At 61.3% G+C, this 16,927-nt stretch carries 14 protein-coding genes and 1 pseudogene; 10 read left to right on the plus strand and 5 right to left on the minus strand.

Features of this window, described 5'->3' with window-relative positions:
• Window positions 1-109: 109 nt before the first annotated feature.
• A complete protein-coding gene (locus NLY44_RS02590; protein WP_023689831.1) occupies window positions 110-1,093 on the plus strand; it encodes a substrate-binding domain-containing protein in 984 nt (327 codons plus the stop codon).
• A 343-nt stretch (window positions 1,094-1,436) separates the two neighbouring features.
• A complete protein-coding gene (gene hyoA / locus NLY44_RS02595) occupies window positions 1,437-5,777 on the plus strand; it encodes an NACHT domain-containing antiphage protein HyoA (RefSeq protein ID WP_023805551.1) in 4,341 nt (1,446 codons plus the stop codon).
• A gap of 291 nt (window positions 5,778-6,068) precedes the next feature.
• On the opposite strand, the gene NLY44_RS02600 is transcribed toward hyoA, so the two are convergent.
• The gene (locus NLY44_RS02600) at window positions 6,069-6,947 is read right to left on the minus strand and encodes an SLC5/6 family protein (RefSeq protein ID WP_023805550.1); all 879 of its coding nucleotides are present in this window, start codon (window positions 6,945-6,947) and stop codon (window positions 6,069-6,071) included.
• A gap of 244 nt (window positions 6,948-7,191) precedes the next feature.
• Window positions 7,192-7,356: a hypothetical protein gene (locus NLY44_RS02605; RefSeq protein ID WP_023805549.1), complete on the minus strand. Its 165-nt coding sequence runs from the start codon at window positions 7,354-7,356 to the stop codon at window positions 7,192-7,194.
• Window positions 7,357-7,588: 232 nt separating this feature from the next.
• Here NLY44_RS02605 and NLY44_RS02610 point away from each other — a divergent pair, with 232 nt between their 5' ends.
• The 4 genes from NLY44_RS02610 (at window position 7,589) to NLY44_RS02625 (ending at window position 9,410) form a co-directional block, all read left to right on the plus strand.
• On the plus strand, window positions 7,589-7,744 hold the full coding sequence (locus tag NLY44_RS02610) for a DUF1127 domain-containing protein (RefSeq protein WP_023671409.1): 156 nt from the start codon (window positions 7,589-7,591) through the stop codon (window positions 7,742-7,744).
• 140 nt (window positions 7,745-7,884) lie between these two features.
• Complete coding sequence (locus tag NLY44_RS02615) at window positions 7,885-8,058, plus strand: hypothetical protein (protein ID WP_023671410.1); 174 nt, start codon at window positions 7,885-7,887, stop codon at window positions 8,056-8,058.
• 173 nt (window positions 8,059-8,231) lie between these two features.
• Window positions 8,232-8,936, plus strand: coding sequence for a Crp/Fnr family transcriptional regulator (locus NLY44_RS02620; protein ID WP_023685922.1), 705 nt, complete (start codon window positions 8,232-8,234; stop codon window positions 8,934-8,936).
• Between the two features lie 285 nt (window positions 8,937-9,221).
• The gene (locus NLY44_RS02625) at window positions 9,222-9,410 is read left to right on the plus strand and encodes a hypothetical protein (RefSeq protein WP_023671412.1); all 189 of its coding nucleotides are present in this window, start codon (window positions 9,222-9,224) and stop codon (window positions 9,408-9,410) included.
• 22 nt (window positions 9,411-9,432) lie between these two features.
• Here NLY44_RS02625 and NLY44_RS02630 read toward each other — a convergent pair whose 3' ends face one another.
• Window positions 9,433-10,173 (minus strand): sulfotransferase family protein, encoded by a 741-nt coding sequence (locus NLY44_RS02630; protein ID WP_023693766.1) that lies wholly within the window; start codon window positions 10,171-10,173, stop codon window positions 9,433-9,435.
• A 268-nt stretch (window positions 10,174-10,441) separates the two neighbouring features.
• Between NLY44_RS02630 and NLY44_RS02635 the strand changes: the two genes are divergently transcribed.
• Window positions 10,442-11,638, plus strand: coding sequence for an aminotransferase-like domain-containing protein (locus tag NLY44_RS02635; protein ID WP_031201932.1), 1,197 nt, complete (start codon window positions 10,442-10,444; stop codon window positions 11,636-11,638).
• Between the two features lie 148 nt (window positions 11,639-11,786).
• Here NLY44_RS02635 and yghU read toward each other — a convergent pair whose 3' ends face one another.
• Complete coding sequence (gene yghU, locus NLY44_RS02640; RefSeq protein WP_023671415.1) at window positions 11,787-12,656, minus strand: glutathione-dependent disulfide-bond oxidoreductase; 870 nt, start codon at window positions 12,654-12,656, stop codon at window positions 11,787-11,789.
• 383 nt (window positions 12,657-13,039) lie between these two features.
• Between yghU and NLY44_RS02645 the strand changes: the two are divergent.
• Both NLY44_RS02645 and NLY44_RS02650 read left to right on the plus strand, forming a co-directional pair.
• Window positions 13,040-14,229, plus strand: a pseudogene (locus tag NLY44_RS02645) (integrase core domain-containing protein).
• Window positions 14,230-14,416: 187 nt separating this feature from the next.
• Window positions 14,417-15,328 carry a S1C family serine protease gene (locus NLY44_RS02650; protein ID WP_023671416.1) on the plus strand — a complete coding sequence of 304 codons (912 nt, stop codon included), beginning with the start codon at window positions 14,417-14,419 and terminating at the stop codon, window positions 15,326-15,328.
• A 188-nt stretch (window positions 15,329-15,516) separates the two neighbouring features.
• On the opposite strand, the gene NLY44_RS02655 is transcribed toward NLY44_RS02650, so the two are convergent.
• A complete protein-coding gene (locus NLY44_RS02655; RefSeq protein WP_023693763.1) occupies window positions 15,517-16,131 on the minus strand; it encodes a hypothetical protein in 615 nt (204 codons plus the stop codon).
• A gap of 169 nt (window positions 16,132-16,300) precedes the next feature.
• Here NLY44_RS02655 and NLY44_RS02660 point away from each other — a divergent pair, with 169 nt between their 5' ends.
• Window positions 16,301-16,897, plus strand: coding sequence for a YdeI/OmpD-associated family protein (locus NLY44_RS02660; RefSeq protein WP_023693762.1), 597 nt, complete (start codon window positions 16,301-16,303; stop codon window positions 16,895-16,897).
• Window positions 16,898-16,927 lie beyond the last annotated feature (30 nt).

Here is a 16,927-nt window from a genome sequence, read left to right on the forward strand (position 1 = left end):
GACATCGGTTTTGCGATGACGACATGCACAAACAAACAAGGAGGAGACGGCAACACGTGAACGTCAAACCAAGGTCTGGCCCCCGGCCGGACGAGGAGGAGAGTGAGTTATGAAAACGACACTAAGAGGATCGACCCTCAAGGCCGTGCTGCTGGCCGGCGCCGGCCTGTGCATTGCAGGCTCCGCTTACGCCGCCGAGCCGCTGGTGAAAGCCTGCGCCAAGGACGGCCAGTTCGTCATCGGTTTTTCGCAGGCCAACAATGCCGAGCCCTACCGCCAGCACGTCAATGACGAGCTGGAGGCGGCCGCCAAGGAAGTGCCTGGTTTCACGCTGCAGATCGCCGACGGCGCCGGCAACGTCAACACGCAGACCTCGCAGGTCGACAATTTCATCACCCAGAAGGTCGACATCCTCCTGATCTCGCCCTTCGAGGCCGCACCGCTGACGCCGGCGGTGAAGCGCGCCATGGATGCCGGCATCCCGGTCATCGAGCTCGACCGCAAGACGGTCGGCGACCCCGGCAAGGACTACACCGCCTTCATCGGCGGCGACAATTTCAAGATCGCCGAGGAAGCCGGCAAATACACCGCCAAGACGCTGCTGCCCGATGGCGGCGAGGCGGCGGTGCTGCAAGGCCTGCCGAGCTCGACGCCGGCCGTCGAGCGCCTCAACGGCTTCAAGGAAGGCGTGAAGGGCAACCCGAAGGTCCAGATCGTCGCCGAGCAGGCCGCCGACTGGGTGCCGGACAAAGCGCAGGTCGCCTTCGCCGCCATGCTGCAGGCGCACCCCGACATCAAGGTGCTCTACGCCTCCAACGACATGATGGCCGCCGGCGCGCTGCTCGCCGCCAAGGGCGCGGGCAAGGACGTCAAGATCATCGGCACCGATGGCCTGCCGGGCCCGGCCGGCGGCATTGAGGCCGTCGCCAAGGGCGACTGGGTCGCAACCTTCACCTACCCGACGGGCGCCAAGGAAGCGATCGAAATGTCGAAAAAGATCCTGCTCGATTGCGCCACCGAGGTGGACAAGACGGTGACGGTGGAAACCACCGCGATCACGGCCGAGAATGCCAAGCAGCTGATGGGGAAGTGAGGGGGCGACGCTCAGCACTGAGGTTGAAAGCAAGGCCCCGGGAGGGGCCTTGTTTGTTTAGCGCAAGGCACATGGTTGCATTCTCCGGTGACGTTGAATGGCCGCTTCACGACTTGTCCAATACGGATAGCCGCTCACTCGCATCCCAGAAGCGAACGTATAGGAGCTCTTCATTGGGTCAGAGCACGCTATGTGGATCGCTTCTTGCCTGCCTTGAGCGAACCCAGCAAGGGCAACTGGAGCAATTTTTCCTAAACCATCTGCCAAGCTATTGGCTAAGGTGTGTTCCCCACTTGTTCTACACTTGCCATGTGCTAGCGTTGCAGCCATGGAAACAGCCCCAATGCCGGAAGCAGACGCTGAGGCCGGCTACGATTTTATCGAGCTCGGACGCACGTTCAATGCGTTCTCGGACTACGTTGCCGAGAGCGACGATTTGGACGTCTCCAGCGTATTTCATGTGGCTCGAGAGCTGACATGGACGGACTTGCTTAGAGAATACCGCGTCGTGCTTTTGTCCGAAGCCGGCTCGGGCAAAACCGCTGAAATCCGCAGTGCTGCCAAGAAAATTCGAACGAGCGGAAAGCCGGGATTCTTCCTTCGTCTCGAGCATGTCGTCACAAACTTTGAAGATGCGTTCGAAGTAGGCACTTATGCCGAGTTTGAGACCTGGCGCGGGTCGAATACCGAAGGCTGGTTGTTTTTGGACTCGGTTGATGAAGCACGGCTTCGCAGCCCGAACGATTTTGATCTGGCCATCCGCAAGCTGGGCCGAGTGCTCGACGCAGCAAAGGCGCGGACACACGTTTTAATCACCGGTAGAATTGCGGCATGGCGACCCAAAACCGATCTGGCAATCTGTTCAACGCACCTCTCATATACTCCTCCGACGACCAGTGAAGTCTCCGTTCAAAGTGAAGAGGAAAGCTTTCTCGGTGCAAGCGACGCGGCGACAGCAGCCAGCACCAAAACACAGAAGAAGCCACCGCCGGTCTTCAAGGCTTTCGCCCTTGCCGATCTGAGTTCGGGGCAGATCGAAGCCTTCGCGCAAGCCCGCGGCATCGCAGACAGCAAAGCGTTCCTGGACGCCGTAGCGCGTGCCGATGCGTGGTCGTTTACGGCGCGTCCGCAGGACCTGGAGGAACTGACAGGGTTTTGGGTCGAGAACCAGCGCATCGGCAGCCGACTTGAGGTGATCCGCAGCAGCATTGATCGTCGATTGGTCGAGCGCGACCCAAACCGTGCAGAACAACGTCCGATGACGCTGAATCGTGCGCTTGAAGGAGCGCGCCTGCTCGCCGTCGCGGCGACCCTTTTGCAAAATCAGGTCATCCGCGTCCCCGACGCGGTCCCCAGCGCGGCTGGTATTCCAATCCAGTCAGTGCTGCCTGGCTGGGACGAGAAGGAGCACACGATCCTGCTGTCTCGCCCAATATTTGATGAAGCAATCTACGGAACGGTACGCTTTCATCATCGCTCGGTGCGAGAGTACCTGACGGCTGAATGGTTCGCAGGCCTACTTGGACGCGAGACATCCAGGAGAAATATTGAGGGCCTGTTTTTTAGAAGCCAGTACGGCCTTGATATCGTCGTGCCAGCGCTCCGACCGATTCTGCCTTGGTTAACTCTTCTCGATGAGAGAGTCCGAGCACGCGTTCGCAAGGTCGCCCCTGAGATCATCTTTGAAGGTGGCGACCCAAGCCATTTGCCGCTGGAACTCCGCCGCTACATCTTGCAGGAAGTATGCGAGCAGATGGCCGCCGGCGATATTGGCCGATCAATACGGGACTATTCCGCCGTTGAGCGCTTTGCCAACGTTGATCTCACGCAAGAGGTTCGCGACCTTTTAGGTAAGTACGCAGACAATGCTGATCTGACCGCATTCTTGCTTCGCATGGTCTGGCTAGGGCAATTGAAAGAAGCATTGCCCGAGGTGCTTCAGATCGCCCTGACCCCTGGAGGGGATCACTATGTGAGAACCAACGCGTTTCGTGCTCTGAGAGTGTCAGGGTCTGATGATGATAGACGCCAGGTGAGGGATAGTTTTCTCGCCGAGGGCGCGGTGCTCAACCGAGAATGGTTCGCCGAGTTGCTTGAGGGAGTAGAGCCAACTGCCGAGGCGACCAGTTGGCTTATCGCCGCGCTCGGCAAAGTTGAGACAAAAGAGCGTTACTCGGTCGATCATCTTACGGAACGCGTCACTGAATTTGTGACCGATGCATCCATCCCCCAACTGAGCCGACTGATCTCCGCACTGAACGAGCTTTTGGGCCGCGCCCCATTCGTGGAGCGCCGCCATTGCGAAATATCCGAAGTACATAAATGGTTGATGGTGCCAGCCGCCAAGGGCGCAGAGCGGCTGATCGAAAATAGGGATTCCGCTGCGTTGGCCGACGACACGTTGGACCTTCTCCACAAGATCGCGACGGCGCGAGGATACGGTTTCGACGATATTCGCGAGATAAAGGAGGACTTCGCACAACTCGTATCCGGCTGGCCCGAACTCAATCGCGCGCTATTCTGGCGCGAAGTCCTTGGCCACCGTGAACGGCTACAGGCCGGTGAGACACTTACTGACCACTGGCGTGTTTCGATTTTCGGAACTTTCACATCTTTTGGCGATGCCGACTTTGGCTACGTGGTTGAACAGATCAATAAGCGCGCCCTGGTCGACGACAGGCTGCTGGTCCTGTCCCTGGCATTCTCCATCTATGTTAAGGCGGGCCGCCCCGCTGCGTGGCGTGCTGCACTTAAGGGTGCCGCAGCCGCGGACGCTGTACTCACAGCAAAACTCAGAACCTATCTCAAGCCGCCGGCGCAAAAGGCGGAGACGCGCCGCTGGAAACGGACAAATGGCCACTGGAAGAAGCGAGATGCGAAGCAAAAATTGAAGAATGATACCTATCACGCAGACTGGAAGTCGCATCTCGTAGGAAAGCTGGCTGAGGAGCAGACGGCGCTTGATACAAAACCCGGCCAGCTAACAAACGCACTGCTTTACCTCCTCGATCAAACGAGAAAAAACGAGGCGCGATCAGGCAGGTGGACAAACTACAATTGGAAAGACCTTATCCTCAACTACGGGCAGGAGGTCGCCCAGTTTTTCCGCGACGGCACAGTGAACTTTTGGCGCCACTATGTGCCGAAGATCCGCTCCGAAGGTGCGCCCGACAATTCGACGCCGCACGCCGTGATTATCGGGCTTACTGGGCTTGAGATCGAGGCGACCGAGATGGAAGGGTGGGCGACGCATCTGTCTAATACCGAAGTCGAGAATGCCTGCCGATATGCGTCTTTCGAGCTGAACGGGTTTCCTGTCTGGTTCCCGCACCTTTTTCAAGCGCACCCTGAGACAGTCTCCAACTTCCTCTTGCAGGAGATTCGTTTCGACTTATCGAGGGACGAAGAAGTCACAGACACAAACTACATTCTCAGTGATCTTGGTTGGAGTGGAAGCTGGGCATGGGATGCTCTGGCGCCCAAACTCAGCATGATGCTCTCGAAGTCGGAACCAAAAAACCTGTCAAATCTTGATCGGCTTTTGAAGATACTTCAGGGCTCAAATCTTGACGGTGAATATCTCGTTGCTTTGGCAAAGCGCAAATGCAGTAGTTTGCGCAATCCAAAGCATCTGGCGCGTTGGTTTGCCGTGTGGACCGGGGTCGCGCCTGCCCACGCCATCGCTGCGCTGACTGCACATTTTGCCAAAATGAAACTTAAGAAGAAAAGAACTGACTTCGCGATGCTTTATGCGTCGCATCTTTGGGGCGGTCGGCGAACGGATGGCACTGGTGTGCGACAGGCGTTCAAAACACCAGCATATCTCAAGACGCTATATTTACTCTTACATGAGCATATCAGGCGGATGGAAGACATCGAGCGGGCAGGAAAGGGTGTCTACTCACCGGGCCTTCGGGACGATGCGCAAGATTCCCGCAATGGCATCTTCGAGGCGTTGAATAAGATACCTGGCAAAGAGGCCTATCTTGCCCTCCTTGAACTCTCGCAAGCTCATCCTGAGGAGTCATCGCGGCCGTGGATGGCGCATCTTGCCAAGGTCAAGGCTGAGCAGGATGGAGACATGCTCCCGTGGACGGCGCAGCAGGTTCGGGATTTTGGCGACAAACTGGAAAGGACTCCCCGCAATCACCGCGAATTGGCTGAGCTCGCCATCCTCCGCTTGCTCGATCTTAAGGACGATCTTGAAAACGGCGACAGCAGTGTTGCGAGTATTTTGCGCCCAGTCTCCCTGGAAACGGACATGCGGAAATTTCTGGGCAACGATCTAAGAAGCAAGGCGCTGAGCAGATACACGGTGACTCAAGAGGAACAACTTGCTGACGACAAGAGGATGGATATCCGCTTTCATGGCATAGGATTCGATGGACCTGTACCGGGCGAGCTAAAACTCGCCGATAAGTGGACCGGGCCAGAATTACTGGAGCGGCTGGAGAACCAGCTTTGCGGAGACTATCTACGCGATAACCTTTCTAACCGGGGCTTGTTTGTACTCATATATCGGGGTCACCGACAGGGCTGGGATATTCCGGGCACAGGAAACCGTGTGGATTTTGATGGTCTGGTGAAAGCCCTGGCACAGCGGTGGGTGGAAATATCGGCATCGTTCCCTAACGTTGAGGATGTGACCGTCATTGGGATCGACCTGACAGCGAGGAATAAGTGAGAATGTGGGCGGCCTGACAAGAGTGAGGCTGAGCTTTCCGGTGTTCTGGCCAGCATCGCTCGTGAACTCTTACCACTCTCGTGCAGTCGGCCGGATATTGAGGCGGTGCAGAATCGGAGCCACATGATCGCGCTCCTGCCAGAGTCTAGCCAGCCGATAGCCACTTACCTTGCGTTCAGCTCCGCCAAGTAGGTCTTCGCATTTGGGGCGCCCTACGACAATGCTACGACAACCACGAGTTGGACCGGATTGGCGCCGAACCCGGCCGGGCGCGCCTAAACGCCGTCGGATTTATTGCGCCGGAGCGGGCGCCGGCGCGGGTGCCACGGGCGCTGCCGCCGCAGCCGTAAACCCGCACTGCTTCTGTTCCATCTCGATCTGCTTCGTGATGCGGATGGCGTTCTGGGCGTAGGCTTCCGTTACCGAGCCGCTGTTGACGGTCTTGTCCTTCAGGGGGCTGACCGCTGCGCAGAGGTGGAAGACATGCTCGGTGTCGGACTTGGCGGCGCCGTTTTCCGGCGCGATCCAGTAGACGATATCCTGGCCATTGGGGTGTGCCGCGTCCTTCGTCGCCGCGGCCACCGTGGTGGAGTCGGTGGCGATCGCCTGCGCCTGGGCGGCGACCTCGGGCGAACAGGCCGTGGTCGGCTGCCCCGCCTTGATCTGTTCCGCGCAGGTGTTCATGTCCTGCGTGTACTGCTCGACCGATGGCGGCTGGTAGCTGACGCCGATCAGCGTCGCCAGCACGGCCAGCACGGCGCCGATGCCGCCGGCCACCTTCTTGCTCTTCGGGTCCATGTTCTTGTCGTTGAGGATCAGGATAACCAGCGGCAGGAAGGCAATCAGCGTGATGATCGCGCCGAGCTGGTTCTGGACGAAGAACCGGAACGTGTCGGATTCGCGGGCCGGGTCCTTCCTGTTGGCCGCCTTCCAGAGCAGGCTGCCGGCGATGGCGAAAATCGCGATCCCGACCAGGATGCCGATCAGCAGCGGCAGGTTGCCCTGGTCGAACTTGTGCTTGTAGAGCAAGACGATCCCGGCGATCTCGCCGCCAATGGCGATGACCCACGACAGCACGGCGAACAGGCGCAGCCGCGTGGCGCCGGACTTCTGGCCCTGCGTTGCCTGCCAGTCCTTTGTAACGTCTACGGTCGGCTTGTTGTCGGTCATGACCAGATCCCCCGGTATCGACACGTTTGCGGGGCGGCGTCAAAGGCGCCCGGCGCAGCGTAATTGATCGAACGTCGCCTGCCCCGGCGCGAAAGCGCCACGGCAGACCCCATCCTTATTGCGCATGATGGGATTCGTCCATAGCCGAGCGGGCGGACGAGGATGCGGGCAATGGTGCGGAGGAGGGCAGGGCAATCGCATATGGAGCTGGCGCAATCCCATGCGATTGCCCGGGAAGAGGGACTCACCCTTTGGCCTTCACCAGCCGCTCCAGCGCATCCACGATCAGATCACAGAACTTCGGGTGGTCGAGCTTCATCGCCACGCTGTGGCGGAAGTCGGTCTGCTCGCTGGCCGTGCCGCCGAAATGGTGCATCGCGCCCATTTTCTCGAAATTGCAGACCGTCATGCCCTTGGTCCAGCGTCCCGCAAGCTCGACGCGGATATCGGCCTTTTGGACGCGGGCAGTCTGGCGCGGCCTCCTTAGCGACTCTCCCGTTCCCTGAATTGATTTGTATACAAATGTTTCTGGGCGGCATCGGTTTGTGAACCGCTTCACCGTTGCCGCGCAATCGATAGGTTACAGAGGCGGCGCAAGAGCGGGCCTAAGGCAGCGCTCTGCTGCTGCATGGAGGTAACCGATGTTTGAAAGTCTCAGCAGAATTCGCGCTGCCCTGGCGCGCGCCAGCAAGCACAGGAAGACCGTGCGCGCACTGAATGCGCTGCCGACGGAGATCCAGAAGGACATTGGCTGGACGGAGTCGAGGTCGATCGATGAGATAAGGCTGCCGTTCTAGGGCCGCATCCAGCGTCGCTAATATATCGCTCGCCATCGATTGTTCGGAAGCGTACAGTGCAGCATCGTCGGCCACATCAATGGGCGCTGACGCTTGGGAGCGACCATCGCACTCCTGCCCCGACAGGAGGCATTGGAGCCATGGCGGAGCAACCGAGACAGTCCGGTCTGAGCGCCGAGACGCTCGCGGCCCTGGCGCGGGAAACCGGGGCCTCCGAGCAGCAGATACAAGAGATCGCATCGCTGATCGGCAACGATCGCTCGTCCATCGTGCGCGAAGCGCGCATGGTTGCGGCTGACCGCCCGAAGCGCTGATCCAGGAAAAAGCTGCTGGATTGATCCATGGGGCGTCGCCCCTGATTTGTCGGTTTTGTACGAAGTACGATGGCTGAATCCGAGTCAGCTATCGTCCAATGACCGTTTGCATTTGGGCAGGGCGCCGACGGCTGGGAGATGACATGTGCTCTTGCCCTTGACGGGAGAGAGCGATGGACCAGTCGGTCAGCAAGGAGAAAAGCGGCCTCTTGCGCCGCATGAACCCGGCCGACTTCGCACTGCTTGCGCCGCATTTGCACCATCGTGTGCTCGATCTCAAAGCCCCGCTCGAAATGGCGGGCGAGCCGGTCGCCTCGGTCTGCTTCCTGGAAAGCGGCCTGGCCTCGGTGGTGGCGAGGAACCGGCCGGGGCTCGACACCGAGGTCGGCATCATCGGCCACGAAGGCATGTCGGGCTCCGCTTTGGTGATGGGCGCCGACTGGGCGCCCCATGATTGCTACATGCAGATGCCGGGCGAGGCGGTGTGCATCGATTCCGAGCCGTTCAAGGCAGCGCTGCAGAAAAGCCCGACGCTTCGCGCCTTCCTGCTGCGCTATGCCCATTATCTGCACGGCCAGACCAAATCCACGGCGCTGAGCAATGCCCGCGCCAAGCTCGAGGATCGGCTGGCCCGATGGCTCCTGATGTGTGACGACAGGGTGGTCGGCCATCAGATCCAGATCACGCATGAGTTCCTGTCCGTCATGCTCGGCGTCAGGCGTCCAGGCGTCACCATCGGCCTGCAGATCCTGGAAGGGCGCGGCCTGATCCGGTCCAGGCGCGGCGAGATCGTCATTCGCGACCGGGATGGCCTGATCGCCGTTGCCGACGGCTTCTACGGCCAGGCCGAGGCCGAATACGAACGCCTGCTGGGCTGAGCCTGGCACGGGCTGGAAATGGCCGACGCGAATGCCGGTGAAAGCATGTTGCCAGAGCCGCGCCGGCCATTTGCGGCCATCTGGGGAGAGGCCGCCCGGCAAATCTATCATCGGCGCAAAAGCGGGCAACGAACCGCAATGGCTTGGTAAAAACCGTACAATCGAATTGTGTTGAACCTTGGTTCGGCAAGAGTATGAATCTGCTGTCGTCGACCATGTATATGGGGCGCTGGCGCCTGAGGCTTCGACAGGCTCGCGCGCCCGATGTGAACGGGGAAAACCGAAATGGCAGAACTGCTTTTCGATGTATCCGCCTTCGATTGCGCCATCCTGCGCGCCGCCTTCATCAAATCGGTGATGGAAGACAATGTCCCGGAAAAGCGCTGGCGCGCGCTCGCCGCTTCCCTGGTTCGCGACCTGACCGACCACGAAGACGTCGAGCCGGATCTGCTCGGCTGGATCACGCGCAAGTAGCAATATCCTGACGGTCCGGCGGCTACCCCAGCCACCACCACAGCGCCGCGATCGCCGCAAGCACCGCCGCCACCGACAGCCCCAGCATGATGTAGCTGCCCTTGATGATGTCGCGGATGATCTTCTTCACGCTTTCGCGGTCGTTGAGGTTGGGGAAGGGCTCGTTGGGCAGCGCCACGCCGAGGAAGCCGCAGAGCGGCGCCCAGCCGTCGCTGACCTTGAACACCAGAAGCTTCTCCGGCGGCACGGCCGCTATCACCTCCTCGGTATAGGCGTTGTAGCGCGCCACCGCCTTGGCGCGGTCGTCCATCACGCCGGCAAGCGTGCGGCCCCAGATCAGTCTGTGCGACATGTCGCCGAATTTGCGGCCGAACGGCGTCAGCCATTCCAGCACCTTGAACTGCCACAATGTCTCGGTGAAGTGGATGGTGTCGATGGTGCTGTCGTACCAGGCCTCGGCGCCGCGCGGATGCAGGGTGAGCAGCACCTTGGCGTCGGGATAGGCGGCCATCAATTCGCGCCACACGCAGCATCCCGGATTGTCGACCGTCGCCTTGTAATTGGCAAAGACTCTGGTCCAGTCGTGCTGGCTGCCGGGCGGGCTGTTGGCCACCTTGCGCCAGAAGTCGAGATGGCCCTTGTTGGCCTTGTTGAGGATGACTTCCTGCATATGGTAGCTGGGAAGGCCCAGCCTGTTCAGCGCGGCAAAGGTCGACCATGTGCCGGTGCGGCCGAATCCGGCCCCGATGAGCTCAAGCGTCATTTTAACCTCCCTTGTTGAGGCCGCTTTTCTTTTTATGTCGGTCCGCTCGGAATGAGGTTGCATCCGCGCCCCTCGGCGCGCAACAATTTTCCCTGTCCAGGGCAGAAATGTGTTTGCTTTTTCGTCTGGGCCACGCGGAATGAGGGTCTGGCTATTCCAGCGGGTGAGGGAGCCTGATAATAGGTCAGTCAGATTGACCTAATCGCATGGGCCGGAACGGTCATGCTGGACCAGATGCCGTATCCCGGGAGGTGGGCTCGTGAGTTTGATGGACCTGTTGGCGTCGCGCGCCTCGCGCATGAAGGCGTCGGAAATCCGCGAGCTGCTCAAACTGCTCGACCAGCCCGACATCATCTCCTTTGCCGGCGGCATCCCCGATCCGGCCTTGTTTCCGGCCCAGGCGATCGCCGATGCCTATGCCTCGGTGCTGGGCGGTGCGGAGGCGAGCGCAGCACTTCAGTATCAGGTCTCCGAAGGCTATCTGCCGCTCAGAAAATGGCTGGCCGGCCAGATGGGCAAGCTTGGCATCGCCTGCGACGAGCACAACATCTTCATCACCTCCGGCTCGCAGCAGGCGCTGGACTATCTCGGCAAGCTTTTCCTGTCGCCGGGCGACACAGCACTGGTAACATGGCCGACCTATCTCGGCGCGCTGCAGGCCTTCAACGCCTACGAACCGCGCTACGACCGGCTGACGCCGGACGGCGGCAACATGACGCCTGCCGCCTACCAGGCCGCTGCTGCCGCTGCAGGCGGCAAGGTGAAATTCGCTTATCTCGTTCCGGATTTCGCCAACCCGACCGGCGAGACGCTGAATCGCCAGCAGCGCGAGGCGGTGCTCGACCTCGCCGGCGAGCTCGACATTGCCATCATCGAGGACGCCGCCTATCGCGCGCTGCGCTATGACGGCGAGGGCCAGCCGCCGATGCTGGCGCTCGACTGCGAACGCTCAGGCGGCATCGACAATGCCCGCACGCTCTATTGCGGCTCGTTCTCGAAAATCCTGTCACCGGGCATGCGCGTCGGCTGGGTCTGCGCGCCGCGCCGCGTCGTCGAGCGGCTGGTGCTGATGAAGCAGGCGTCGGACCTGCACAGCCCGTCGATCAACCAGCTGGTCATGCACCGCGTCTCCGAGGCCGTGTACGACGGCCAGGTGGAAAAGCTGATCGGCGCCTATCGCCAGCGCCGCGACGGCTTGCTTGCGGCACTCGAAGCGGAAATGCCGGATGGCGTCAGCTGGAGCCGACCGGAAGGCGGCATGTTCGTCTGGCTGACATTGCCTGAAGGTTCGGATGCCACCGCGCTGCTCGCCCGCTCGGTCAAGGAAGCCCGCGTCGCCTTCGTGCCGGGCAACGCATTCTACGCCGACGGTTCGGGCCGCAACACGATGCGGATGAGCTTTACGCTCGCAGATGAACGCGCCGTGGGTGAAGGCGTGCCGAGGCTGGCGAAATTGATGGGCTAATCTCCCCCTCGAGGGGGAGATGTCGCCGAAGGCGGAGGGGGTCGCCGCGCGTGGAGCGCTAACCTTCATCAGTCGCAGGAGGTCGCGCCCAGTCGAGCCGACCCCCTCTGGCCTGCCGGCCATCTCCCCCTCAAGGGGGGAGATTAGCTCACTCCGCCACCACCAATTTATCCTGCGTCTTCGTCTCGAAATCGCTGGCGTCGTGGCGCTCGTGCAGTTGCATGGCGGGGTCGCCGAAGGCGCGGTTGACCATGCGGCCGCGTTGCACGGTCGGGCGGGCGTCGATCGCCCTGGCCCAGCGTTGTACGTGCTCGTAGTCCTGCACCGACAGGAACTCGGCGGAATCATTGTACATGCGGCCGAGCGCCAGGCCGCCATACCAGGGCCATACCGCCATGTCGGCGATCGAATAGAAGGCGCCGCCGAGATATTCGGTCTCCGCCAGCCGCCGGTCGAGCACGTCGAGCTGGCGCTTGGTCTCCATGGCGAAGCGGTCGATGGCGTATTCGAACTTTTCCGGCGCATAGGCGTAGAAATGGCCGAAGCCGCCGCCGAGATAGGGCGCCGAGCCCATCTGCCAGAACAGCCAGGACAAGGTTTCCGCGCGCGCCGGCTGTTCGGTCGGCAGGAACTCGCCGAACTTTTCCGCGAGATAAAGCAGGATCGAGCCGGACTCGAAGACGCGGACAGGCGTCTTGCCGCTGCGGTCGAGCAGCGCCGGGATCTTGGAGTTGGGGTTGACCTCGACAAAGCCCGAGCCGAACTGGTCGCCATCGTTGATGCGGATCAGCCAGGCGTCGTATTCGGCGCCCTTGTGGCCGAGCGCCAGAAGCTCCTCCAGCATGACAGTCACTTTGACCCCATTCGGCGTCGCCAGCGAATAGAGCTGCAGCGGATGCTTGCCGACCGGCAGCACCTTGTCATGCGTCGGACCGGCAATAGGCCGGTTGATGCTGGCGAACGTACCGCCATTGGCTTTCTTCCAGCTCCAGACTTTCGGTGGGGTGTATTCGGTCATGCGGGAAATTCCTTGGTTTGGCGGGCGAAACGACTTGCGCGACGGCGCGAGACTGATGGCGGAAAAGTCGGCGGAACCTAGATACGGGAACACATAGGTGCAATTCAGAAAGGTTCAACTTGTGTTGAACTATTATCGATGTCGGCGCCGCCCCTCATCGCCCTGCCGGGCACTTCTCCCCGTATAGTGACGGGGAGAAGGACGCTGTCGCCTACTGATTTCCCCAATTGCCAGCGTTGCCAAGAGCGCCGATGTTGCGGCCATCTCCCTTCTCCCCGTCACTATACGGGGAGAGGTGGCGCCCCTGTCCGAACCGGATAGATAGGTAACAGAATGGACCGATAGCATGGGTGACAGTTTTCTTGTCCGCCGGAGGACCGGCGATGGTTTGGCGAGAGACTGGCATCATGGACGAGCGGCTACGGTTTGTTGTGGAGTGTCTTTCTGGGGATGAGACGATGGTTGCGCTTTGTGCGGCCTACGGGATCTCACGCAAGAACGGCTACAATGGCTAGGACGCTATCGGACGTTTGGGCCTGAGGGTTTGCACGACCTGCCGCGAGCCCCGCTCAATCATGGCCGGGCGACAGCTCAGGATCTGGTTGAGCGGATTGTGGCGGCCAAGGAGCTGCATCCGCTCTGGGGTCCAAAGAAGATCGTGGCACGGCTCAGGCGCACGGCTCCCGAGTTCATGTGGCCTTCAGCCTCGACGGTCGGCGCGATCCTTGCGCGGCATGGGCTTGTCCGCGCCCGCAAGCGACCCCGCCTGCGGGCCTGCGGCAATGGACCCTGGCCACAGCCGCAAGAACCGAACGCGGTGTGGACTGGCGATCACAAGGGCTGGTTTCGGACCCGTGACGGGTGGCGTTGCGAACCCTTGACGGTGATGGATGCGTCGAGCCGCTACCTCCTGGCGCTCGAAGCGACGGGGTCGACGGCCGATAGCGAAGCCTGGCCGGTGTTCGAACGGCTGTTTGAAGAGCATGGCCTGCCGGATCGCTTCAGAAGCGACAATGGCCCGCCCTTCGCATCGGCCGGCGTCACCGGGCTGACGCCGCTTGTCGTGCGCTTCATCAAGCTCGGCATCACCTTGGAGCGGATCGCACCCGGCAGGCCACAGCAGAACGGACGTCACGAGCGCTTTCACCTGACCATGCTGCCGATGGCCGAGGCACCGGAAGCCGACCGAACGGCACAGGGCCAGGCCTTCGAGACCTTCCGCCACAGCTACAATGAGGAACGTCCCCATGAGGCGCTGGGCATGGATACGCCCGCCCAGCACTACCGGTCCTCACAGCGCGCCATGCCCAGGACACCACCCGAGCCCGTCTATCCGGCCGAGGCCTCGGTCCGCCGCGTGCGCCACAATGGCGAGATCCGATGGAATGGCGGCTTCATATATGTCTCGCAAGCGCTGGCGGGCGAACCGGTCGCTGCGTTGGAGACCGAAGACGGACAATGGACACTCTCATTCCATGCCCACCCGCTCGGCATCATCGACACACGGCACATGAAGCTTGTCCGCCGCAGCGCCGCGCCAACCAATCCGCTTGGCGCTGCGGCGGACGCATAGGGGGAGAGAAGTGTCACCTATGTATCCGGTTCAAAGTGTTACCCATCTATCGGCTGGACACCGGCAGGCGGATGAGGGGCAGCGCCAGCCTCTGAAATGATTGCCTTGTTGCCTAAGCCCTTGCGCCCTGTGCAGCGCGGCATACCTATAGAGGATACTGCCCACGCATATCTGCCAGGATGACCGCATGCCGATCGATCCCGTTTCCCCGCTCTTGCGCTCCGTCGTTGGCGTGCGCGCCATGGTTCCCGACGATGCCTTCACGGCCAATGCCCTGGGCACGCGCCGGGAAGGCAGCGGCGTCGTCATCCGCGGCGACGGGCTGGTGCTCACCATCGGCTATCTCATCACCGAGGCCGAGGAGGTCTGGCTGACCGACCAGGACGGCCGCGTCGTGCCGGCGCATGCGCTGGCCTATGACCAGGAGACAGGCTTCGGCCTGGTGCAGGCGCTGGCGCCGCTCGGCCTGCCGGCGGTGGCGCTGGGTGACGCCTCGAAGGCGAAGATCGGCGACCCCGTGGTGTTTGCCGACGGCACCGGCCGCTCGGTCAAGGCACACATCGTCACCAAGCAGGAATTCGCCGGCTATTGGGAATATCTGCTCGACGAGGCGATCTTCATTGCCCCGGCGCATCCGTCCTGGGGCGGCGCGGCGCTCATCGGCCAGGATGGCAGCCTGCTCGGCATCGGTTCGCTGCTTTTGCAGATGAGCCGCAACGGCGAGGTCGCCGACATCAACATGGTCGTGCCGATCAACCTTCTGACCCCGATCCTCGACGATCTCCTGACGCGCGGCCAGGTGGCGAAGCCGCCGCGCCCATGGCTCGGCGCCTTCTCGGCCGAGTCGAACGGTGCGGTCGTGGTGATGAGCGTCGCCGAAGGCGGCCCCGCCGCCAAGGCCGGCCTGCGCCAGGGCGACATCATCTCCGACGTGCGCGATGGCGAGGTCGACGGTCTCGCCGATTTCTACCGCAAGCTATGGCAGAATCCGGCGGGTTCGGAGATTCCTCTCAGGGTCGTGCGTGACGGTCGTGAGACTTGGCTGCGAGTGAAATCCGCCGACCGAAACAGCTTTTTGAAGAAACCGCATCTGCAGTGAAGCCAATCTCCCCCCAAGTGGGGGAGATGCCCGGCAGGGCAGAGGGGGGCGCGAAGGATCGCGACCTCTCGATCTATTTTCTGACAAGAATCGCGGGATAAACGTGGCTGACACTAGCCGGTGCGTTGGCGGGACAGCGGCCCCCCTGCCGGCCATCTCCCCCACAAGGGGGGAGATTGGCTGCCCCCTCAATCCCCGCACACCCTAAAAGGCGTCCCCGTGTCCCACTCCGCGAAGGGCACGACCTGGCCTTCGACAGACACGATACTGTTCACCTTGCTATCATCATCCTGCGTCTGCATACTTTTGCCCTTGCCGGTCAGCACGTCGTAGTCGCAGCTGCTGTAGACGACAACGGACTGGTATTTGTAATGGTCATAGGCAACGCCGGCGACGACGAAGGCCTCGTTGCGCCAGGCGATGGTCAGCGTCATGTCGGTCCGCTCGCCGGGGCCGATCAGCCCCGGCAGATAGATCTTGATCGAGCCGTTGGGCAGCAAGGTCAACTCCGGTTCGATGCCGGAGCCCTCATAATGCGGCTGGTCGTAGTCGTTCCATTCGCCGTAGACCTGCTCATGCACGACGCCGGCGGGTTTCAGAAAATTGTACTTTTTGTCCCTCAGGAAGAAATGCATGTCCATGGTATCGTCTTCGGGCTCGGTCTCGACGATCATCGCCAGATCGGCGGCGCCGTCGCCATTGAAGTCGCCGGTCAGCGCGGTGATGATTTTCTGGGTTTCGATCGGTTCGGCCAGTGCCGAGGTCGGCAGCAGAAGGATGAGGCCGAGTAACATCGCTCGCATGGCATTTCCCCCGAATTGCAGTCTGCCTTGCCCGGCTGACCAGCAGGAAACTGCCACGGGCGTCGGCTGCGGCGCAAGCCGGCTCGCAATAGGCTAGGGGGTATCGACGCCGCTGACGGAAACTGGCATCGACAGCCGATACAGCCGGCCCGGCAACAACGAGGTGATGATGGCGCCGTTCAAGGTCGATCCCGACAAGGTTCATGAATTCCCCGATCCCGACAGTTTTTACGCCTGGCTGCGCGAAAATCATGCCGGCGAGAGCGAGGTCTGGATCAAGGTCCACAAGGTCGGCTCGGGCCTCGCCTCGATCACGCCGAAGCAGGCCATCGACGTGGCGCTGTGCTTCGGCTGGATCGACGCCATACGCAAGCCGCTCGACGACAAGAGCTTTCTGCAGCGCTACACGCCGCGCGGCAAGAAGAGCATCTGGAGCAAGATCAACATCGACAATGTCGCCCGCCTGGTCGAGGAGGGCCGCATGACCGAACACGGGCTGAAACAGGTCGAGGCGGCCAAGGCCGACGGCCGCTGGGACCGCGCCTATGCCTCAGGCAAGGACATGAAGATCCCTGACGATCTGCAGGCCGCCATCGATGCCGAGCCGAAGGCGAAGGAGATGCTGGCAAAGCTTTCCGCCCAGAACCGGTTCGCGCTGGCGTTTCGAACGCACAACATGAAGACGGAGGCGGGGCGCAGGAAGAAGATCGAGGCTTTTGTCGAGATGCTGAAGCGCGGCGAGACGATCTATCCGCAGAAGCGGTGAGGCGACGGCAAGCGGCTGCCATGGTGCGCG

The organism is Mesorhizobium sp. C089B (assembly GCF_030323125.1).
In the GTDB taxonomy this organism is placed as follows: domain Bacteria; phylum Pseudomonadota; class Alphaproteobacteria; order Rhizobiales; family Rhizobiaceae; genus Mesorhizobium.